Origin of the sequence: Cupriavidus sp. 30B13, from assembly GCF_049059565.2 — a bacterium.
Classification (GTDB): Bacteria; Pseudomonadota; Gammaproteobacteria; order Burkholderiales; family Burkholderiaceae; genus Cupriavidus.
Map to the genome: position 1 here is coordinate 407,097 of NZ_CP188223.1, position 18,185 is coordinate 425,281.

Genomic DNA, 18,185 nt, shown 5'->3' on the forward strand with positions numbered 1-18,185 from the left:
GTCAGGCCTCCTCGGTGGCGGTGGGGTGGACCAGCAGGTCGTGCAGCTCGACGCCGCTCTCCAGCGCCTGGACGACCCATGCAGGCCGCTTGCCGCGCCCGGTCCAGGTGCTGCCGGTCCTCGCGTCGCGGTAGCGCACGCCGGCGAGCGTGACGATGGGGCCGAGCGGATCGGCCGGGTCGGCGGGAGTCGACGCTGCGTCGGCCGCCGGCAGATCCTGTTCCGGCTCGGTCTGCGGCGTTTCGTCGGGGGTGGTGGCAGGCGCGCCGGGGCGGCGCAGAATGGCGGGCAGCCAGCGGCGGCCGTCGAGGTATTCCTCGGCCGCGCCGATCATCGCTTCCTTCTTCATGCCGGCGATGGCGTTGGCCGCCTCCTCGCCGACGGCTTCACGAACCGCCTCCATGCGTCGCGTCTTGGGCACGCTGGCCAGGTAGGAGCCGGCAGTGGCACACCACCAGTCGGCCATGTCCAGGTCGACCGCCTTGGCGAGCTGGTGGGCGTGCTCGTGCACCGCCGAGTCCTCGCGCGCGGCCCGGGTGTCGACGGTGTGCGCCACGCAGACGGCCAGCAGGTCGAGCTGGTCGGCCTGGCTGAGCGTCTGCAGCCAGGCGAACAGATCTTCGTCTTCGCCGGGCAGGCGCTCCTCCCAGCGGGCGACGCTTTCCTCCATGCTCTGCCAGGCGCGCGAGTTCTCCATGTCGTCGGCCGCACTTTGGAGGATGGGGCGCTGATCGCCGGCCGAGATCTTGGCCAGACCGTGGCGAAGGCAGCGGTAGTCGAGGCGGCTGGTAAAGATCTGCGGCACCAGCGCGCGCAGCAGTAGTGCCAGTGCGATGCCCGGCGAGCCGGCCACCAGCGCCTGCAAGGCGGCGGTGCGGTGCGCGGTCAGCTTGTTGACCAGGCTGTCGGACAGGCCGCGTTCAGCGGGTGCTTCGGGGGCGCCCGACTGGCCGGCGTCCGGTGCGCCGTCATCGTCCGCAGCGTTCTTGGCCTTGTTGCCCTTCTCCGGCTTGATGAGGCCGCGGTGGATCTGCAGCGTGCCGTCATTGGCGACGGTCACGACGGCGCCGGCCTTGCCCTTCTGGCGGTCGGAGAAGGTCTCGATGCACGCCTCGATCGCTTCGATCTTCGCCTCGACCTGGCCGAGTTCTTCCAGCAGCGCATCGTCTTCAATGCCCGCATGCGCATTCAGCTTGTCGATCTCGTCGGCGCGCCGGCGCAAGGTGTCCAGCTCCGCCTCCTCGTCGTCCGACAGCGCGCGCTTTTTCGGCTGGCTCTTGCCGTACTTGGTGTCGTCCGAGTAGGTCCAGCTGTCCGCCGTCTCCACCCAGCTCCAGCCCTCGGCCTGCAGGTCCTCGGCGGCGCTGGCCAGCTTCTCGTCGGCGAGCTTCTGCAGCAGCTTCACATCGCCGATGAAGCCGCCGCCATCGCTGAACAGGTCGCGCACGACAGGGCCGCCGGCGGCCTCGTAGGCGTCCAGGCCGACGAAGCGTGCGAGCTTGTTGTCGCGGACATCGATCGAGTCGGCTTTGACCAGCGCCGCGCGGATGCGGCCGGGCAGACGCTCATACGGTACGGCGTCCTTGATCTTTTTCCAGACCCGCAGCTGGGCATCGTGGTCGTCGGTGATGGCGAAGGCCATCAGATGGTCGAGCGCGATTTCTTCGGCGCGGTAGGCGTCGATCAGCATCGGCGCCACGTTGGCCAGCTTGAGGCGGCGCTGCACCGTCAGTGGCGTGGTGCCGAAATGCGCGGCGACCTCCTCGACCGAGCTGCCGTCATCGATCATGTCGCGGAAGGCCTCGAACTCGTCGGCCGGGTGCATCGCCTCGTGCATGTTCGCGGCCGCGCTGGCTTCCTTGGGCGCGTTGCCCTTGTAGACCGAGCACAGCACGCGGTGGTCTTCGGTAATGTCGCCGTTGTCGAGCAGCCACAGCAGGGCCAGGCGCCGGCGGCGGCCATCGAGCACCCCATAAGGGGCAGACGGCGTGTCCTCGATAATCAGCGGCTCAAGCAGGCCGTGATGCTTGATCGATGCGGCAAGTTCGCGGATGGTCTGCGACGGGCGCTTGCGGACGTTGTTGGACGAGACGACCAGATCGCGCACGCGAACGGTCACAAGCTCTTGGTCTTGGCTCATGAGGTGGCTCCGGGGTTAGTCGATGGTGGCCACGCCTTCCAGCTGCATCTTGTGCTGGACGATGGCGTTGGCGAAGGAAAAGGCGTCGAGGCGGGAGCGGCCGATGGCCTGCTCGATGAATGGGGCGGCGGTCCGCAGGGTCTGCGCGTCGAGCGTGGAAACGGCGAGAACGCCAGTGCGCTCGCGACGGGCCAGGACGGCCACCATTGCGCGGCGCGCCGACTGGATCTGCGGGCGGAATTCCGCCAGGCCTTGAACCGTGCTGATGATGGCCAGGATGTCCAGCGTGCGCAGCAGGCGGTTGTAGGAGAGCGGCGTCGGGTCGCTGATGAAGGCCACCAGGTCAGCATGGAAGGTGAGCTTCAGGTGCAGCGTATTGCCCGGCATCATGGGGATATGCACGGCACGCGGCTTGCGGGTGGGGCGCGTGCTCATGACAGGCTCCCGACGAACGATTCCTCGCCGATGATCGCGTCGAGCTGGTCGTAGAGCTGGAACAGCGTGCCGTCGTTGTGGATCTCGCGATCGTTCATCTGCAGCTTGAAGCCGGCCTCGCTGACGTGCGAGTTCACCGGCCGCGCGGCGTGCCGCACCAGGCGGACGATGATGCCGCCGCGCTCGCGGATCATGGCGGCTTCGTTCTCGAAGCGCACATCGGTGAAAACCACGTCCAGGCCGGCGAGCTTGTCGAGCTCGCGCGTGGCCACGTCCACCCAAATCTTCGGGCCGATATGGGCACGCGCCCATTCGGTGCCCAGCGTCTGCATCAGCTGGCGCGGCGAGCGGTTGAGCCAGTCGATTGGCTCGTTTTTCTCCGCGGTAGTGAAGTGTTCCTCGGTCAGACCGAGCCCGGCCTGGAGCATGCGGCGCAGTGGCGTGGCGAACGCCAGGGGCATGAAACGATGGGCCTGCGCCATGTAGGCGGCAGCAGTGTCCTTGCCGGCGCCTGCGCGGCCGGTGAGTCCTATCAGCATGGGTTCTCCTCAGTCGAGGTCGTTTGCCTGGCGGCGTTTGTGGTCGATGACGGTGGGGTCGAAGCGAGGCCGCGCCGGCTTGCGGCGGGCCTGGGCCTTCAGGAAGGCACGGCGGGAACGGGCCAACTGCTTGCGGATGGCCGGAATCTCGATCTGCTCCTCGGCGCGGCCGCTGCCGCGCACGCGGTGGAACTCCTCAATGAGCTCCGCGCGGGAGATCCGGCGCGCAGTCATGCCGGCACCGCCGACACCGTGCGCGCGCCGCGGTCCAGGGCATCAAGGATCGCGTCGCAGGTGGAACGGAACAGGCCGGTGTAGGTGTGGCGGCCGTCGATGGTGATGCGGAAGCGCTTCATCGGGCGGCCTCCCGCGACTCGCGCTTTTCGGCCGCCGCGAGCTCCTGCGTGGCGTAACTCAACACTGTGGCTTTGTCGATGTCGCCCCAGGTGTTGCGCGTGGGCGCCGCCGCGATGTAGTTGCGCAGGAGCGTGGGCCGCGTGTGCTCATTGCCCAGCGTGCGCAGGAACGCCAGCTCGTGCACGGTGCTGTAGCTTTTCTTCGGAGCGGCGGTCATCGCGATGACCTCCTGGCCTGGGCGTCCGCGGCGCGGCGCATTTCCTTGGCTTGCTCGCGGGCGCGCTCCAGCTCGATGTACTGCCAGCAGAATTCCTCGAGTTCGGCCGCAGCCAGGATGATCGGGCACGTCGAGTCATAGCCGCCGATCGAGACGCTTTGCTCTAGGAGTTCCAGGCGGGCGCCGCGGTCGCGTTCGTAGTAGGCATCGCCAACCTGCTCATCCCAATGCGGATTGACCTGAAAGCTGATGCGTAGGTACCCCTCGATGCTCAGCCCGATGGGGGTAGAGAACGCAGTCGCTTCGTCGATGCGGTACCAGCGCGGGGTGCACGTGCTGGCATGGAAGAAATCCGGGTCCTGGTGGTCCGCGTACAGCAAGGCGGCGCGCTTGGGGTACTGCCGTTGGTGGTACGGCACATCGAGGTTGCCCAAGTCATCGTGCTCGGTACCATAGTCGTCGACGACAACCCAAGGATTCGGCGTGGATTCGTAGTGGAAGCCGGCTGCGCCATAGACGCGGAAGTGTTCGAGATGCATGGCCGACCTCACGCAGTCCGATGGCTGGTGCTGGTGGTGGTCGGGGTGGCCGGCGCGGCCTGGTCACGCTCGAGCGCGATCGAGTGCACGACGTAGACGACCGCCACGGCTGCGACGTAGGCGATCCAGACTTTGATACGTTGGGTTTTGTTCACTTCGCTCTCCATCAGATGAGCGCCGGGCGGCGCGTCGATGGAACGAATAATAGTCGGACTTTTATTTGTTGTAAATAGTCCGACTATTTTTTTTCAGATGGCCCGGGTTACGCGGGCAGCGATGGCTAGTGTCTGGATGATGTCGGCCAGCGCCTCGACGGCGAGAGAGGGGGTGTCCGCGTAGGCGCCAGTGATCGTGACCCTGTAGGAGCCGTCTGCCTGTAGGCGGACAACCATCTTGTCATCGGCCGAGCCCGCCTGACCGTCATCGGCCGCCGCTCCTGCCTGTCGTTTGCGATATGCAGCTAGATCGAAAACCTTCGTCATGGACGCATCTCCTGTGAGGTTGGAGAGGGTCCAACCTTTCAATTGGGTAACGGCACGTAGGAGCGATGCGGTTTCCCCTATGACGGGGGAGGCAAAAGCATCTGCCTGAATGGCAGAGAGCAGGGCAACAAAAAGCCCGCCTCCTGGGCGGGCCAATCGATGGGCCAGGCGAGGCCGCGAGGTGGTCAGCTAGATTTGCGACGACCACCACCGGGTCGTGGGTGTAGGCCCGTGAATTCGATGACGGTCGGCTTTGTCTTGGGCGCTGTCGACAGCAGAAGCTCGATTGCCTGAGCGATTCGTTCCAGCTCGTCCTCATCTCGCTCGGCGAGCAAGCGGAGCAGCCTGGTCAAGGCCGGACTCTTACGAGGAGTGGGGGCTGGCGGCGTCGATGGCTTCTCGCTTCCGCCCTCTGGCAGTTGTCTTGCCAGTGCTGGGCTGATTGCGCTCGGACTAACCCCGAGGGCGCCAGCGAACTTTAGCAACGCTGGCAGATTCAATGGAATTCGGCCGAGCAGGTACTGGCTCACTGCGGCTTGGGTCTTCCAACCGCACTGATCGGCGAGCCACTCCTGCGTGACGCTGGTGTTGCTGCGTCGGAATACATCCCATGCCGAGCGCAGTCGTGTTGCGTCGGCTAGTTGCTCGGGGGTGAGGGGCTTGGCGGGCATGCGATCAATCTATTAGTGATACTTATAATCGTCAAACAGTCCGACTATTGATCTTTCTGAATAGTCGGACTATTATTGGGCCGCGTTCATAACACCTTCTCCCTCGCCCATGCACCTTGCCGAATTCCTCAAGACAGAAGGCCTCACGCAAGCCGCGTTTGGTCGGATGTTTGATCCGCCCGTCTCGCAAGGTCTGGTGAGCCAGTGGCTCCTCGGGCGGGTTCGCATGACCCTTGAGCAGGCGCTTAGGACGAAACAGGTATCAGATGGCCATGTAACGCCGGAGGACTGCGCGGCTCTCTACGGCTCGTCTGTTGACGCTGGTGGAGTCTCGTAGTGGCTCGGCGCCAGCTCAGTGCTCGTCGAGTGCGCGTGCCAAGCGCTCAAGCTCGGCCAGCAGTCGGTGGGCGGCAAGTATGCAATCGGCGATCGCGTCGCGCTGAGCAGTCCGCCCTGATGCCTTCTTTCGCGGGGAGCCGGCGCCCGTGGCCAACCATTCCGATGACACCCCGAGTACGCGCGCGATTGCTGGTGTGTGCCGGCTTCCCTTTGCATTCCGATTTGGGTCGCAGAGGTACTGAATTGACTGATACCGAACGCCGATGTGTCGGGCCAGGCCGTGCCGCGTCGTCGGCGGCTCGGTTTGGTCCATCGCCCATCGAAGGCGTTCTGCGTAGGTGTACATGCGCCGAAGTTTGGCACTGGGGCTGAGCAGATGTGTTTGTCATTTGCCGACAGAAATTTCTGCCTGCTGCAACGAGATCTCGCGGCCGCTGGCCTCGCCGGCGCGGGCAGCGAACGTGCTCTGCAACTGGCTGTGCGGCGGCCATGTCGGCTGTCGGTTCTGCTTGTACATCCGCGCCGCCCTCATTGCGCGCGTCGCTCTCTCAATCCGGCTCATTCCAGTGCTCCTCGTGATGGCTTGCATCGTAGAGGTGGCGCCGGTGCGTAAACAGGATGAAAAACCAAAATTCCAAAGGTGACGCATGACGTGCTGGTACAGCGAAACGAACTGGCTCGACGTTCTCTACACGTCGGTGCGAAACACCCCGGGCCGCGTCGAAGCGGCCGCGGCCTATCTCACGAACCGACGTGGCACGCGCATTTCGGTCGAGGCGCTGCGCCTGCGCCTGCGCGGCGAGGCCGACACGAAGCTCTCGGTGGAGATGCTGGACCTGCTGGTCGAATGGATGCAGGAGCTCCGCCAGCCCCATGCCCTCGACGTGATCCACGCGCGCGCCGCGGCGCACGGCCTGGTCGTCGAGGCAGCGCCCACGGCGACGGGTGTTGACGGAGTTCTGCAGCAGTTCCTGCGGGTTGGCCTGGAGCATGGCGACGTGGCCACGGCCATCCAGGACGCCCTGGCCGACGGCAAGATCACGCACAAGGAAGCGGACCGGGTTGCCCGCTCAATACGCGAGGCACAGCAGGCATTGCAGGGGTTGCTCATCACCGCGCGCGCGGCCGCGTCGGAATGATCGACCGTCTCATTGGACTACATGCCGCCGAGGGGCGGCACATAAGAGGGGAGTCATGAACACAATCCAACTTGATGCTCGCTGGCTGCGTGCTGTTGGTCGCCGAGTGAACATGCGAAGTGCGGCCGGCTGTGCTCGTTTCCGGCGCCGCGGTATGGCTTGCGTGTCGCCGAAGCGCGCCGGCCCCAAGGTGTCGGCAACCGAATGGGGGGGGGGCACTCAGATGATGGGAGGGCCGCTCCATGACCAATAGTCTGTACGCCCGCCTGGTGCTGCATCTGATCGCGCCTGCTTTGCGAAAGTGGCAGCCTTGGGGGATGAGTCGCCCGTCAAGGCCGGTGACGATTCGCGAAGCTCAACTGCTCATGAATTATCTGCGCAGCTCGCGTGAGTGCCGCGGCGTAGATGTCTCGAACCGAGTCTTGCTCTCCGATTTTCACGTAGATGACGACACTCTCGTCAGTGCCTCCTCGGCTCACGGTGGTGCTAACAGCAAGCTGGCCATCTTCGGCGGCTTCCAGTTTCAAGCTGTCGTAGTCAACGGTAGAAAACGTCATTTCGGTTCCTTGTGCAACGTCTGGAAATGGGTGGCGCCAATTTTGCTCAAGCGCTTGGGCAAATGCCAATTCCCCACATGAGGGGTAATTCTCCCGAATCTGTGCACGGGGAATGCGAGGGGCGGAGCTTTGCGCCCGACATGCAATGCTGCAAGATGGAGCGCGCTGCAGCGGGCTTAGCTTGCGAGCGGCGCTATCAGCTCGCCTGTGCCTGGCGCAACGTCGAGCGCATCGCGGACGCTGCGCCAGCCGAGCGCGCCTGGCGCGCGCTGCAGGCCTTCGCCTCGCATCTGCTGGGCGAGTGTGCCTGGCCGCTGGCGCATGTGTTCTGGTCGTTCCAGGCTGCTGGCCAGCTCTCTGCCCTCGCGCAGGTCTGCGCCGAGCGCTGGCGCGCCATTCCAACGAAAGAGGGCAGGGCCGCCTACGCGGCCGAGGTGGCGGCCGCGGCGGTCGCCTACCGCGTCGAGACCGGCGCCTACATGGCGGCGGCATTCCTATCCACGTTCCACGTTCTCTGTGAGGCCACCACCGCGCGGCCGTGACCATTTCAGCTATGGACCTACCTATCCAATCTATCGAATCGCTGCGCGCCGAGGGCAGGGTGCGCGGTCAGGCCGGCGCGCCGGCCAGTGCGAATCCGTTCTTGCTTGGCACTGAGCATCACCGCCAGTGGGACCTCGGCCACATTGACGGCGAGTTTGCGCGGGTGGCGCAGACGCGATCCAGGAGCGTTGCCGTTTCGCTAGTTGCTGGCCGGCTGACGCGGTTTTAGGAGGGTTGTGACTAGGCGGCGATAGGTAGCGAGACATCCAATCAAGCTAGTTCGTAATAGAGGAAAATAGCACTCCCTAAATCCGATCTAGGAGTAAAAAATGTGCGCAATATCAACTGGTATTTACCTAAATTCGGCGGAATTGCAGGCCCTTCACGAAAGGGAGTCTGAGCTGTTCCATCTCTATGTCGCTGGTTTGCGCAAACACATGAATTTGGCGACCGGCATCGTCGATTGCTGCAGCTACTACTCCTTGGCAGAGGATATCAGGAGTGCCGGAAGACCGGGGGTGGCTGCTAAGAGCTACAGCAAAGAACAGATCCGCCGGATGTTGGCGCAGCTGATTGATATCGGATTGTTGAAGAAGTGCGGCAGTTCTCAGCAGCTCGCTTTTGCGTGCCTCCTGGCCGACCGCTCGAATGAATCACCACCTGAATTTGGGAGCTGTAAAGCATGACGGCATTTGTTCTCAATGACGATGAGTGGGAGGCTATGCGCAAAGTTGGTTTCTTGGCTCGAGATCTCTATGGTGTCCTGCGTCGCAGGATGAATTTCAAGACCGGTGTTGTTGGAGACTTGGCAGATTGCGCGATCTCATGGTTCGCGCTGCGCGAGGACTTGGAGGTGCAGGGTCGGCCGGGCGTTAAGCGCGACCTACCGTCTGAAGGTCGCGTGCGTCGTGCGATGGCACAACTCGTCAAGGTGGGGCTCGTGGAGTCGATCGGAAGCCGTCTCTTGCTTCGATTTCGGCTGCTGCGCGCCAAGGTTGATTCGCTTGTCCCGAATAAACCCGTAGGGGGCGTGATAGGGGATGGTGCAGGCCGTAAGACTAAGCCACGTAAGGTATCGCGGGGTTATTCACAAGGTAATTTGTTGTCGAAAGTCGGCACACATCAGGCAACCGATAAAACCTTAAAACCTACTCCCCCTACCCCCTCAGGCCTGCGGCCCGATGGGGATGGAACAGCGATCGACCCTCCCACGCCTGCGGCGCGCGAGGATCACAACCCCAACGGCGACGAAACACCGGGCGGTGCAGAAGCGCAGCGGCTCTCAGAGGAACGCCGCGAGCCCGCTGTGCGCGGTGGGGGATGGCCTGCGGCCGGCTGTTCAGATGAGGAGCCGAAGGCTGGGTTGACGTGGGAGGCGCATCTCGACTGGCCGAGGGGCATAGAGCAGCGCCAGCGGGCCTACATGGTCCGATCGCGAGGGAGCCTGACGCCGATGATGTTCCAGCTCGTTTTGGACGAATGGCACGGCGCTACGTTGGCCGGCGTCGTCGCCAAGCCCTGGCCGTACTTCAATTCGCTGCTCAAGGCGGCGAAGGAGCAGGGGCCTGCCTGGGAGACGCGGTACGCGGAAGGCGTCCAGATCGCGCGCGAGGAGGAGCGCACAAGGCTGGCAAACCTTGCGGCGCAGGAGGCCGCCTACCAGGCGAGCCTTGGGCAGCCCGGGCCGATGCCGGCCGGCACGCTGGGGCAATTCGCACGGTCGGATGCTGCTGCGGCGATTGAGCGGCGAGCTGGGCGCCGGCAATGAAGGCGGACGAGCTCGATGCCGAGGTCGGCTTTCGCGAAGCGCGTGAGCAGTGGCCGCGCCGCCGGGCCGGCGCCGATCGCTGGACCTCGCGTGCGGCGTTCTGGACCGCCGTCAGATTCGGGCCGGCGCTGGAGGCGCTGGCGGTGGGCGAGGCGAGGGAGCGATGGGCGGCGCTGTGGGCGATCGCAGTGCGTGAACACCTAGCGCCCATTCCCGGCGCGCCGGACGTTGGGGCGCCGCCGTCGGTTGCGGCGGCGGAACGGGGCTTGGCGCATATGCGTGCCATTGTGGGCAGTCGGAAATGATGCAATGCCATGAGAGTCGGGGGGGAGGGGAATGGATGATCTGAGGGAGCAGGTCGCCGCGGCGATGAATCCGAAAGGGCAGTTGGGCGACGCCGTGGCCCAACCGGAGATGAAGCTCGGGGCGCTGGCCTTCGCCGACGACCTGGGCCGCATGCTCTGGCGCCTCAAGTACGGCCAGGACACCACGCCGCAGACGTTCCATCGCGCTGTGCTGCTCCTGGCGCGGCGCGCGCGCGGCCTGAAACGCTTGCGCCGCGGTCATCGAGTCAGCCGCAAGGCGATGCAAGCGGATGGCGGCGATGGGGATTTGCTCGAACGCCTGGCGGCTCGTGCCGTCGGCGAGTGGGTCAAGGATAGATGCCATGTCTGCGCCGGTCGTGGGCGCCTCGGCGGCGGCAGCATCCTCCGTAGGCGTGTGACATGCCCGGAATGCAGCGGCGCGCGGTGGGTCTCGTGGGAGGAACGCATTCCGTTCGCGGCGCCAGGCCTGGTGCTACTCTGGCGCGACCCATGTGGGACATGCAACGGGCTGGGCGGCGTCGGGGCGCGCGGCGAGCTGCAGCGCATGGCGGTCTGCGGTGCGTGTGGCGGCTCTGGCCGCGCCCGGTATGCCGATGCGGACCGTGCCCACGCGCTCCGCCTTCCGCTGGAAACCTACCGGCGGCGGTGGTCCGACGTGCTGCTGGGCATGCTGGCCGTGCTGGATGCCTTCGACGGTGATACGGAGAACGTGGTGTCGCGGCAGCTTCGCGTGCGCCTTGCATCCCCCCAGGACATCGACTAGACTTTGCTCCAATCGGTTTTACCGATCCCTTTCGCTGGCACTCGCGTTAGTCGTGCAGCCCTCCCAGGACAGAATAAAAATTAGGGGCGCCTGGTTGGTTCGTTGGGATCTGGCCGTCCATACAAAACGCAAGTCACTGAAGCCCGGAGCGCGCAAGCCTCCGGGCTTTTTCCTTTGCGCCTCGGCGCATACCCGCATGGCTCGCCTTAACGCGAGCCATTTTCCTTTGAGACAGGCATGGACAACCAACACCGCCGGATTGCCGGCTACAGAGAACTCACGCAGGACGAGATCGACTTGATGAACCGCATCAAGCTGAAGGGCGCCGAGCTGCTGGCTCTGCATGGCGAGCTGGCCAAGCTGCTGAACGGTCAGTCGGCCGACCTGGTGCGGCGGCTGAACGAGGCGGGCACGTCCGACGCGGCCGATGCGATTCAATCGGAACTGGAGCGCCGCGCCGCGGCCGAGCCGCACCGCTGGGCCAGCATCGGCAAGACGGACATCGAGACTGGTGTCATGGCGCTCGTGCGGGCAGTTGCCCAGCCTGCGGCGCTGTAGCGACAGATCGCTGTGGTGTCTCCTCCTGCCCTTGATAGGGCGGGCTTTTGGCGGGCCGGTGCGGTGGGGCGTCGGCCCGCATCTTTTTGGAGGGAGGCATGGCAACCGTCAGCGTTGACATCAGCTCGGTGCTGCGCGCGTTCAACGATGCGCAAGAGCGGCAGATGCCGTTCGCGGCGGCGCGGGGGCTCACGCGCCTGGCCGGGCTGGTGCGCGATGCCGAGACCGCCGAGATTGTGCGGGCCTTCGATAACCCCGTGCCTTTCACGCGCGCAGCGATTGGCACCAGCTCGGCGACGAAGGCGTTGCTGGAGGCCTCGGTCTTCGTCAAGGATCGCCAGGCGGTGTACCTGCGAACGGAGGTGGAGGGCGGCCAGCGCGAGCAGAAGACATTCGAGCGCCTGTTCGGCGCCCGCATCGCCGTGCCGAGCGTTGGGGCTCGGCTGAACCAGTACGGGAACATCACGCGCGCCACGATCAAGCGCATCGCTGACGAACTGCGCACGCACGGTGGATCGGGGCGCTACTTCCTCGGCCAGCCGCGTGGCACCAGCCTGCCCGCTGGGATCTACGACCGCGGGTCGCGTGGGCGCGAGCTGCTGCCTGTGCTGGTCTTCACCACGCGCGCGCGGTATGAACCGCGGCTGCGCTTTCTCGAGGTGGCCGAGGCCACGATGCTGACGAACTTCGAGCGCGAGATGCTCGATGCCTGGCGCCAGGCGCTGGCCACGGCGCGCTGATCGGCGGCGTCGACCGGCTGGGCCGCCCGGCGGCCGGCCCCCCCCAGGGGGGGGGCGGGGGCGCCCGCCGGGGGCCCGCGGGTCCTTCCGACCTCCCAGCTCACACGGGTCATTCACGCCCCGATTCATTTCCAGATGAAAGGGCGCCAAGGGTTAGTTAGTTTGGGGATGGGATGGGCAAGACCGTGAACCTGCTGGAGCTGGCCGAGATTACCGGATTCGCCGTGCAGACGCTGATTCGGTGGCAAAAGGACGAAGACATGCCGTTTCTCCTCGCCGGCCAGCGCGGCCGCGGCAACGAGTACGACACCGCCGCGGTCATTTCTTGGCTGGCGCGGCGCGAGGTCCATCGCGCTGGCCTGTCCAGCCCGAAAGACGAGCTTGATCGCGTGCGCAAGGTCGAAGTCGAGATCCGCATCGGCGAAAAGCTCGATCTGCTGGCGCCGGCCGCCACGTTCGAATCGCTCTGGAGCAACCACATCGAGGCGGCCAAGACCGAGTTGCTCCTGTTGCCCGGGAAGTTGGCTGACGCCGTGTTCGAGGCGCATGGCATCGAAGTCGACGAGCAACTGACCCTGCCGCTCATTGAGGAGTGCCTGGGCAAACTCCAACACCTGGACGAAGACGATGACGCTGACCCCGACTCTGAGCATCCTGACGATGCTGGAGACCTCGAGGAGGATGACGAAGACGGCTAGGCGCGCGCTGCGCGCGGCCGTGTCGCGCTGGGCGTTGCCGCCACGCATGAACGCGCTGGAATGGTCGCGCCGGCACCGCTATCTGTCGAGCATCGAGGCCGACCGCGCCGGCAAGTATGACCCGGAGGTGACGCCGTACCTGTGCTGGCCAGGCAATCCGCTCGAGGCGATCGACGATCCGAACGTGATCGAGGTGTGCTGCCAGAAGTCGGCGCAGATCGCGTGGACCTCCGGTGTGCTCGGCAACATCCTGGGCAAGTGGATCGACCTCGACCCGTCGCCCATCCTTGGCCTGTTCCCGAAAGAGGGCGCGGCCAAGGAATACATGGCCGAGAAGTTCGAGCCGATGGTGGGCGCCACGCCGCGGCTTCGCGCCGCGGTGAATCTGCGCAGCCGCAAGGCGCAGCAGCGCATGCTGTTCAAGCGCTTTCGCGGCGGCTTCCTCAAGCTGGTCGGGTCGAATTCGCCGTCGAGCGTGAAGTCCAGCCCGATCCCGCGCGTCTTCATCGAGGAGCCGGACGACTGCAACCTCAACCTGCGCGGCCAGGGCGATTCGATCAAGCTGGCCAAGGAGCGCACGAAGACGTACCGGCGATCGCGCGTCAAGATCGTCATCGGCGGCACGCCGACCGTGGAGGGCACCTCGACCATCGCGGCCGAGATGGATCTCTCGGACAAGCGGGTGGGCATGATTCCATGCCATCACTGCGGCGCGGAGCATGCGCTGAGTTTCGCCAACCTGCATTGCCCCGAAGATCCTGACGCGGCGCATCCGATCTACGGCAAGAAGGTGCCGGACGAAGCCTACTACGTGTGCCCGCACTGTGAAGGCCGATGGAACGATGCGGAGAAACGCCGCAATGTGAAGCAAGGCCGCTGGATGGCGACCGCGCCGTTCAACGGCATTGCCGGCTACTACATCAACGAGTTGTACAGCCCGTTCGCCGGCTCGACGATGCCTATCCTGATGGCAAATCGCCTCACGGCGATGCACCACCTGGAGATGGGCGACGAAAGCAAGCTCGTCGCCTTCGTCAACAGCTCGATGGGCTTGCCCTATTCGTTCAAGGGCGACCAGCCCGAGGCCAGCGTGCTGGCGGAGCGGGCGGAGCCATATGCCGCCGGCGTTGTGCCTGCCGGCGGCCTCGTGCTCGTCATGGGCGTCGACGTGCAGCCCGACCGCCTGGAGGTGGTTTTGCGCGCCTACGGCCGCGGGGAGGAATCCTGGTTGGTGCGGTATGACCGGCTCTATGGCCAGCCGGGCCTGATTACGGATGATGTCTGGAACCAGCTCGACAAGCTGGTCTTCGGCAAGTACCGGCATGAGCGCGGCTTCGCCCTGAGCCTCTCGGCGGTGTCGATCGACAGCTCGGACGGCAACACATCCGATGCGGTTTACAAATACGTGCGATCGCGCCAGGGCCGCGGCGTTCCGCATGTCATGGCGATCAAGGGCGCGCGCAGTCCCGATGCGGAGATCTTCCGTAAGCCCGGGCCGGTGATCGAGACCAACAAGAAGAACACGAAGGCGGCGCGCTACGGCGTGTCGGTCTTCATGGTCGGCGTTGGCCGCGCCAAGGACCTGTTGATCGGCGAACGCGGTCGCGTCGGATTGGAGGGCAAGGGGCCGGGCCGCTTTCACGTCTACAAGGACGTGATCGCCGACTACTTCGACCAGTTGCTGGCGGAGGTCAAGGCGCCGGTGCGCCAGAAAAACGGGCACGTGGTGCGCGTCTGGCAGAAGAAGGTCGGCAAACGCAATGAGGCGCTCGACTGCGAGGTCTACGCATTGCACGCCACGCGCGCGGCCAAGGTCCACCTGATGCAGGAGCGGGACTGGTCCACGCTCGAGGCGCGGCTGTCGCAAGGCGGCCTGTTCGACGACATGCCGCCACCACCGGCGCCACTTCAAGCTGCCGACGCGCCATCACCTGTACCCGCCGTGCCGGCGTCGGAAGATGAGGACCCGGACGAGGACGCGCTGCAGGCCCGGCCACAGCGAGCCGCAGAGCCGGCTGCCGCCGACACATCACCCAACTTGCCACCGCGGGCGCGGCGCCGAAGATACGGCACCGTCTCGCGCGGCGTGGAGATCTGACCCATGATTACTGCAGAACAAGCACAGGCGCAGCTCGACGCATGGCTCGCCGCCAGCCTCGCGGTGGCACGCAACCAGTCTTACGAGATCGAGGGGCGCAAGCTCACGCGCGCCGACGCGGCCGAGATCCGCCGGCAGATCAATTTCTGGGAGGGCAAGCGCGCGGCCGCGCGCAACGGTGGCCGCCGCATGCGCATCGGCTACGGGGTCGCCGAATGAAAGTCGGCAAACCAGACCTGAAGCTCACGCTGACGGACCGGATCGTCAACTACTTCGATCCGGTCGCCGGCAACCGCCGGGCCCAGGCGCGCACCGCGCAGGCCTACTCCGGCGCATACGAGGGTGCCTCGCGTTCCAAGCGCTCGTTGCGTAACTGGTTTGCGTTCGGCGGCTCGGCCGATGCCGACCTGCTGCCGGCGCTGGCCGAGCTGCGCAATCGTAGCCGCGACCTGGCGCGAAACAATCCCCTGGCGCTGGGCGCCATCAACACGGCGGTGACGAATGTGGTCGGCACCGGGCTTGCGCCGCAGCCGACCATCGACGCGGAGGTGCTGGGCTTGACGGAGGAGCAGGCGTCCACCTGGCAGCAGCAGGCGCAGCGGGAATTTTCCCTGTTCGCTGACACGAAGGAATGCGACATCTCGCTAGCGCAGACGTTCTACGAGATGCAGCAGCTGGCGTTCCGTTCCACGCTGGAAAATGGCGACCTGTTCGTAGTCACGCCCCTCCTGACGCGCCACCGCACTGCATATCGCCTCCGCCTGCAGCTGATCGAGGGCGATCGCTGCTGCAACCCGAACTACGCCGCCGACACGGAGAATCTTGCCGGTGGTATTGAGATGGACGACTACGGCGCCCCGGTTGCCTGTCACTTCCTGCGCAAGCACCCGGGCGGTATCGGTGCCCGCGCAGGCAAGCGCATCTGGGATCGGCGCGAGGTATTCGGCAACGGCACCGGCCGCCGCAACGTGCTGCACCTGTTCGAGCGGCGGCGGGTTGGCCAGACACGCGGCCAGCCGTACCTGGCGCCCGTGATTGAGCCGCTGCGGCAGCTCGGTATCTACACGGAGGCCGAGCTGGCCGCTGCGGTTGTATCGGGCATGTTCACGGTCTTCATCAAGACCGAGGACGGGCAGGGCGTTTTGCCCGAGGACGAAGGGAAGGAATCGCAGCCGGACTACCGGCTTGGCAAAGGCGCAGTTATCCAGGGTGCGCCCGGCGACAGCGTTGAGGTCATCAACCCAGGCCGCCCGAATGCGTTGTTCGATCCCTTCGTGCAGTCGATCCTGCGCCAGATCGGCGTGGCGCTCGAGTTGCCGTTCGAAGTGCTCATCAAGCACTACACCTCGAGTTACACCGCGGCGCGCGCGGCCATCCTGGACGCATGGCGCTTCTTCAAGCTGCGTCGCTTCTGGCTCTCGACAAACTTTTGCCAGCCGGTCTACGAGCTGGTGATGGACGAAGCGGTCGCCAACGGCCGCCTGTCGGCGCCGGGTTATTTCACTGATCCCCTCATCCGGCGCGCCTGGTTGGGCTGCCAGTGGGTGGGTGACGCGCCGGGCGCGGTCGATCCACTCAAGGAAGCGCTGGCGTCGGAGAAGAATCTGGCGATCGGGCGCACTACCCTGGCAAAGGAAACAATGGCCTATGACGGGAGCAATTGGGTCGACAACCACGCGCAGCAGGCACGGGAGATGGAGGCCCGCCGCCGCGATGGGCTCCTGGTGCCGGCCACGGCCAGCGGCGCAGAAATGGAGCCCGGGCTCGATGACCCCTCGGCGCCGCCCGACCCCAGCGACCCCAAGCCTTTGCCGGATCTGCCGGCCAACAAGTAACGCGGACCCGCCCATGTGGCGGGTTTTGTTTTTCAGGAGCAGTGATGAATCGACTACTCGATGTGGTGACGGCGCCCTGGGCGATCCTGCCAGCCAAGCTCTCGGAGATCGTCGCAGCTTACGACGCGCGCATGCTGGGCGAGCAGATCGACCTGCAGGCGGTAGCCGCCAGCCTGGGCCGGCCGCTCGGCAGCGAGCCGCAGGACTACGAGATCGTCGACGGTGTGGCGATCATTCCGATGATGGGCACGATCGCGCGCCGCGCGAATCTGTTCAGCGACATCTCCGGCGGCGCTTCCAGCGACCTGGTGATGCGCGATCTGCGCTCGGCTGCGGCGAACAGCCGGGTGAATTCGATCCTGCTGCATGCCGACACACCCGGCGGCACCGTCGCCGGCACGCAGCAGACCGCCAACGTGATGCGTGAGGTAGGCGCGGTCAAGCCCGTCGTCACCCTGGGCGATGGTCTGATCGCCTCGGCCGGCTACTGGATCGGCGCCGCCGCACAGGCGGTGTTTATCGCCGACGGCACCACGCAGGTCGGCTCCATCGGCGTCGTGAGCAGCCACCGCGACGTGTCGCGCTCCGAGGAAATGCGCGGCGTCAAGACCACCGAAATCTATGCCGGCAAGTACAAGCGCATCGCCGGCAGCTACGCGCCGCTGTCCGAGGAGGGCAGGGCTTCGGTGCAGGACTACGTGGATTACCTGTATGGCCAGTTCGTGCAGGCCGTTGCGGAATACCGCGGCGTCAGCACTGAGAAGGTCCTGGCCGACATGGCCGACGGGCGCATTTTCGTCGGCCAGCAGGCCGTCGATGCTGGGCTGGTTGACGGCATTGCCACGCTCGACCAGCTGGTCGGCCGGCTTGCCGCTGGCGAGTTCAAAACCCCCGGGGCCGCAGTGCCCCGTCCCAAGACCCGGGCGGATATGCCCACTTCTCCGAAAGGAAACTCCATGAGCATCACGACCCGCGACGAGCTGGCGGCAGAATCGCCCGCACTGCTGCAGGAAATCGAATCCGCCGCCCGCGCCGCCGGCGAAGCTGCCGGCGCCACCGCCGAGCGCGCACGCATCCTCGGCATCGAGGCGCACGCGATGGTCGGCCACGAGGCGCTCATTGCCTCGCTGAAGGCCGACGGCAAGACGACGCCGGACCAGGCCGCCGCCCAAGTCCTGGGCGCGCATCGCGCGGCGCTGGCCAAGCAGGCCAGCGGCCAGGCTGCCGAGGCTCCGCCGCCGCTGCCGGCGTCGGTCGATGCCAGCGCTGGCGGCAAGAAGGATGCGCCGACCAAAGCGCAGATCGCCGCGCGCGCGGCCGAGCTGCGCCGTGAGGCCGAGGCCAATGGCGGGAGCCTGTCCTACGCCGCGGCGGCCACGCAGGCCGCCAAGGAACTGGCGCACGACTGACCGCACCGCGTCTCTCATCACTTCACAGGAAA

Annotated in this window: 24 protein-coding genes; 14 read left to right on the plus strand and 10 right to left on the minus strand. The window is 65.6% G+C overall.

Translation table 11 applies throughout. The features are described from left to right. Window position 1: 1 nt before the first annotated feature. From ACKI2N_RS01835 to ACKI2N_RS01880, 10 genes are all read right to left on the minus strand, one after another. Window positions 2-2,140 (minus strand): H-NS family nucleoid-associated regulatory protein, encoded by a 2,139-nt coding sequence (locus ACKI2N_RS01835; RefSeq protein WP_420994087.1) that lies wholly within the window; start codon window positions 2,138-2,140, stop codon window positions 2-4. Window positions 2,141-2,155: 15 nt separating this feature from the next. Next, the gene (locus ACKI2N_RS01840; RefSeq protein WP_420994088.1) at window positions 2,156-2,575 is read right to left on the minus strand and encodes a hypothetical protein; all 420 of its coding nucleotides are present in this window, start codon (window positions 2,573-2,575) and stop codon (window positions 2,156-2,158) included. Further along, a complete protein-coding gene (locus tag ACKI2N_RS01845) occupies window positions 2,572-3,114 on the minus strand; it encodes a deoxynucleotide monophosphate kinase (RefSeq protein WP_420994089.1) in 543 nt (180 codons plus the stop codon). Before ACKI2N_RS01845 ends, ACKI2N_RS01840 begins: the two co-directional genes overlap by 4 nt. Before the next feature lie 9 nt (window positions 3,115-3,123). Continuing rightward, complete coding sequence (locus ACKI2N_RS01850) at window positions 3,124-3,348, minus strand: hypothetical protein (RefSeq protein ID WP_020201891.1); 225 nt, start codon at window positions 3,346-3,348, stop codon at window positions 3,124-3,126. Further along, the gene (locus ACKI2N_RS01855) at window positions 3,345-3,470 is read right to left on the minus strand and encodes a hypothetical protein (RefSeq protein ID WP_420994090.1); all 126 of its coding nucleotides are present in this window, start codon (window positions 3,468-3,470) and stop codon (window positions 3,345-3,347) included. Before ACKI2N_RS01855 ends, ACKI2N_RS01850 begins: the two co-directional genes overlap by 4 nt. Next, window positions 3,467-3,688, minus strand: coding sequence for a hypothetical protein (locus ACKI2N_RS01860; RefSeq protein ID WP_420994091.1), 222 nt, complete (start codon window positions 3,686-3,688; stop codon window positions 3,467-3,469). Before ACKI2N_RS01860 ends, ACKI2N_RS01855 begins: the two co-directional genes overlap by 4 nt. Then, window positions 3,685-4,227 carry a hypothetical protein gene (locus ACKI2N_RS01865; RefSeq protein ID WP_420994092.1) on the minus strand — a complete coding sequence of 181 codons (543 nt, stop codon included), beginning with the start codon at window positions 4,225-4,227 and terminating at the stop codon, window positions 3,685-3,687. The genes ACKI2N_RS01860 and ACKI2N_RS01865 overlap by 4 nt, the downstream gene beginning before the upstream one ends. A gap of 8 nt (window positions 4,228-4,235) precedes the next feature. Beyond that, window positions 4,236-4,382: a hypothetical protein gene (locus tag ACKI2N_RS01870; protein ID WP_420994093.1), complete on the minus strand. Its 147-nt coding sequence runs from the start codon at window positions 4,380-4,382 to the stop codon at window positions 4,236-4,238. Window positions 4,383-4,475: 93 nt separating this feature from the next. Further along, window positions 4,476-4,709: a hypothetical protein gene (locus ACKI2N_RS01875; RefSeq protein WP_420994094.1), complete on the minus strand. Its 234-nt coding sequence runs from the start codon at window positions 4,707-4,709 to the stop codon at window positions 4,476-4,478. A 1,395-nt stretch (window positions 4,710-6,104) separates the two neighbouring features. Then, window positions 6,105-6,281 carry a hypothetical protein gene (locus ACKI2N_RS01880; RefSeq protein ID WP_420994095.1) on the minus strand — a complete coding sequence of 59 codons (177 nt, stop codon included), beginning with the start codon at window positions 6,279-6,281 and terminating at the stop codon, window positions 6,105-6,107. Between the two features lie 85 nt (window positions 6,282-6,366). Between ACKI2N_RS01880 and ACKI2N_RS01885 the strand changes: the two genes are divergently transcribed. The 14 genes from ACKI2N_RS01885 to ACKI2N_RS01950 all read left to right on the plus strand — a co-directional run bounded on the left by ACKI2N_RS01885 (window position 6,367) and on the right by ACKI2N_RS01950 (window position 18,153). After that, window positions 6,367-6,858, plus strand: coding sequence for a phage regulatory CII family protein (locus ACKI2N_RS01885; RefSeq protein ID WP_420994096.1), 492 nt, complete (start codon window positions 6,367-6,369; stop codon window positions 6,856-6,858). Window positions 6,859-7,100: 242 nt separating this feature from the next. Beyond that, a complete protein-coding gene (locus ACKI2N_RS01890) occupies window positions 7,101-7,496 on the plus strand; it encodes a hypothetical protein (protein WP_420994097.1) in 396 nt (131 codons plus the stop codon). A gap of 59 nt (window positions 7,497-7,555) precedes the next feature. Then, window positions 7,556-7,957 (plus strand): hypothetical protein, encoded by a 402-nt coding sequence (locus tag ACKI2N_RS01895; RefSeq protein WP_426990308.1) that lies wholly within the window; start codon window positions 7,556-7,558, stop codon window positions 7,955-7,957. 330 nt (window positions 7,958-8,287) lie between these two features. Next, window positions 8,288-8,644, plus strand: a complete 357-nt coding sequence (locus tag ACKI2N_RS01900; RefSeq protein ID WP_420994099.1) for a hypothetical protein — start codon at window positions 8,288-8,290, stop codon at window positions 8,642-8,644. Then, window positions 8,641-9,726, plus strand: a complete 1,086-nt coding sequence (locus ACKI2N_RS01905) for a hypothetical protein (RefSeq protein WP_420994100.1) — start codon at window positions 8,641-8,643, stop codon at window positions 9,724-9,726. Before ACKI2N_RS01900 ends, ACKI2N_RS01905 begins: the two co-directional genes overlap by 4 nt. Then, on the plus strand, window positions 9,723-10,031 hold the full coding sequence (locus ACKI2N_RS01910) for a hypothetical protein (RefSeq protein ID WP_420994101.1): 309 nt from the start codon (window positions 9,723-9,725) through the stop codon (window positions 10,029-10,031). The genes ACKI2N_RS01905 and ACKI2N_RS01910 overlap by 4 nt, the downstream gene beginning before the upstream one ends. Before the next feature lie 31 nt (window positions 10,032-10,062). Next, on the plus strand, window positions 10,063-10,815 hold the full coding sequence (locus ACKI2N_RS01915; protein WP_420994102.1) for a hypothetical protein: 753 nt from the start codon (window positions 10,063-10,065) through the stop codon (window positions 10,813-10,815). A 237-nt stretch (window positions 10,816-11,052) separates the two neighbouring features. Continuing rightward, window positions 11,053-11,373, plus strand: coding sequence for a DUF7681 family protein (locus ACKI2N_RS01920; RefSeq protein WP_420994103.1), 321 nt, complete (start codon window positions 11,053-11,055; stop codon window positions 11,371-11,373). Window positions 11,374-11,471: 98 nt separating this feature from the next. Continuing rightward, the gene (locus tag ACKI2N_RS01925) at window positions 11,472-12,113 is read left to right on the plus strand and encodes a hypothetical protein (RefSeq protein WP_420994104.1); all 642 of its coding nucleotides are present in this window, start codon (window positions 11,472-11,474) and stop codon (window positions 12,111-12,113) included. 173 nt (window positions 12,114-12,286) lie between these two features. Continuing rightward, a complete protein-coding gene (locus ACKI2N_RS01930; RefSeq protein WP_420994105.1) occupies window positions 12,287-12,811 on the plus strand; it encodes a terminase small subunit in 525 nt (174 codons plus the stop codon). Then, a complete protein-coding gene (locus ACKI2N_RS01935; protein ID WP_420994106.1) occupies window positions 12,741-14,909 on the plus strand; it encodes a phage terminase large subunit family protein in 2,169 nt (722 codons plus the stop codon). Before ACKI2N_RS01930 ends, ACKI2N_RS01935 begins: the two co-directional genes overlap by 71 nt. Window positions 14,910-14,912: 3 nt before the next feature. Next, the gene (locus tag ACKI2N_RS01940; protein WP_420994107.1) at window positions 14,913-15,128 is read left to right on the plus strand and encodes a DUF6148 family protein; all 216 of its coding nucleotides are present in this window, start codon (window positions 14,913-14,915) and stop codon (window positions 15,126-15,128) included. After that, complete coding sequence (locus tag ACKI2N_RS01945) at window positions 15,125-16,744, plus strand: phage portal protein (RefSeq protein WP_059415588.1); 1,620 nt, start codon at window positions 15,125-15,127, stop codon at window positions 16,742-16,744. The genes ACKI2N_RS01940 and ACKI2N_RS01945 overlap by 4 nt, the downstream gene beginning before the upstream one ends. 44 nt (window positions 16,745-16,788) lie before the next feature. Next, window positions 16,789-18,153, plus strand: a complete 1,365-nt coding sequence (locus ACKI2N_RS01950; RefSeq protein ID WP_420994108.1) for a S49 family peptidase — start codon at window positions 16,789-16,791, stop codon at window positions 18,151-18,153. The last annotated feature ends 32 nt before the right edge of the window (window positions 18,154-18,185 follow it).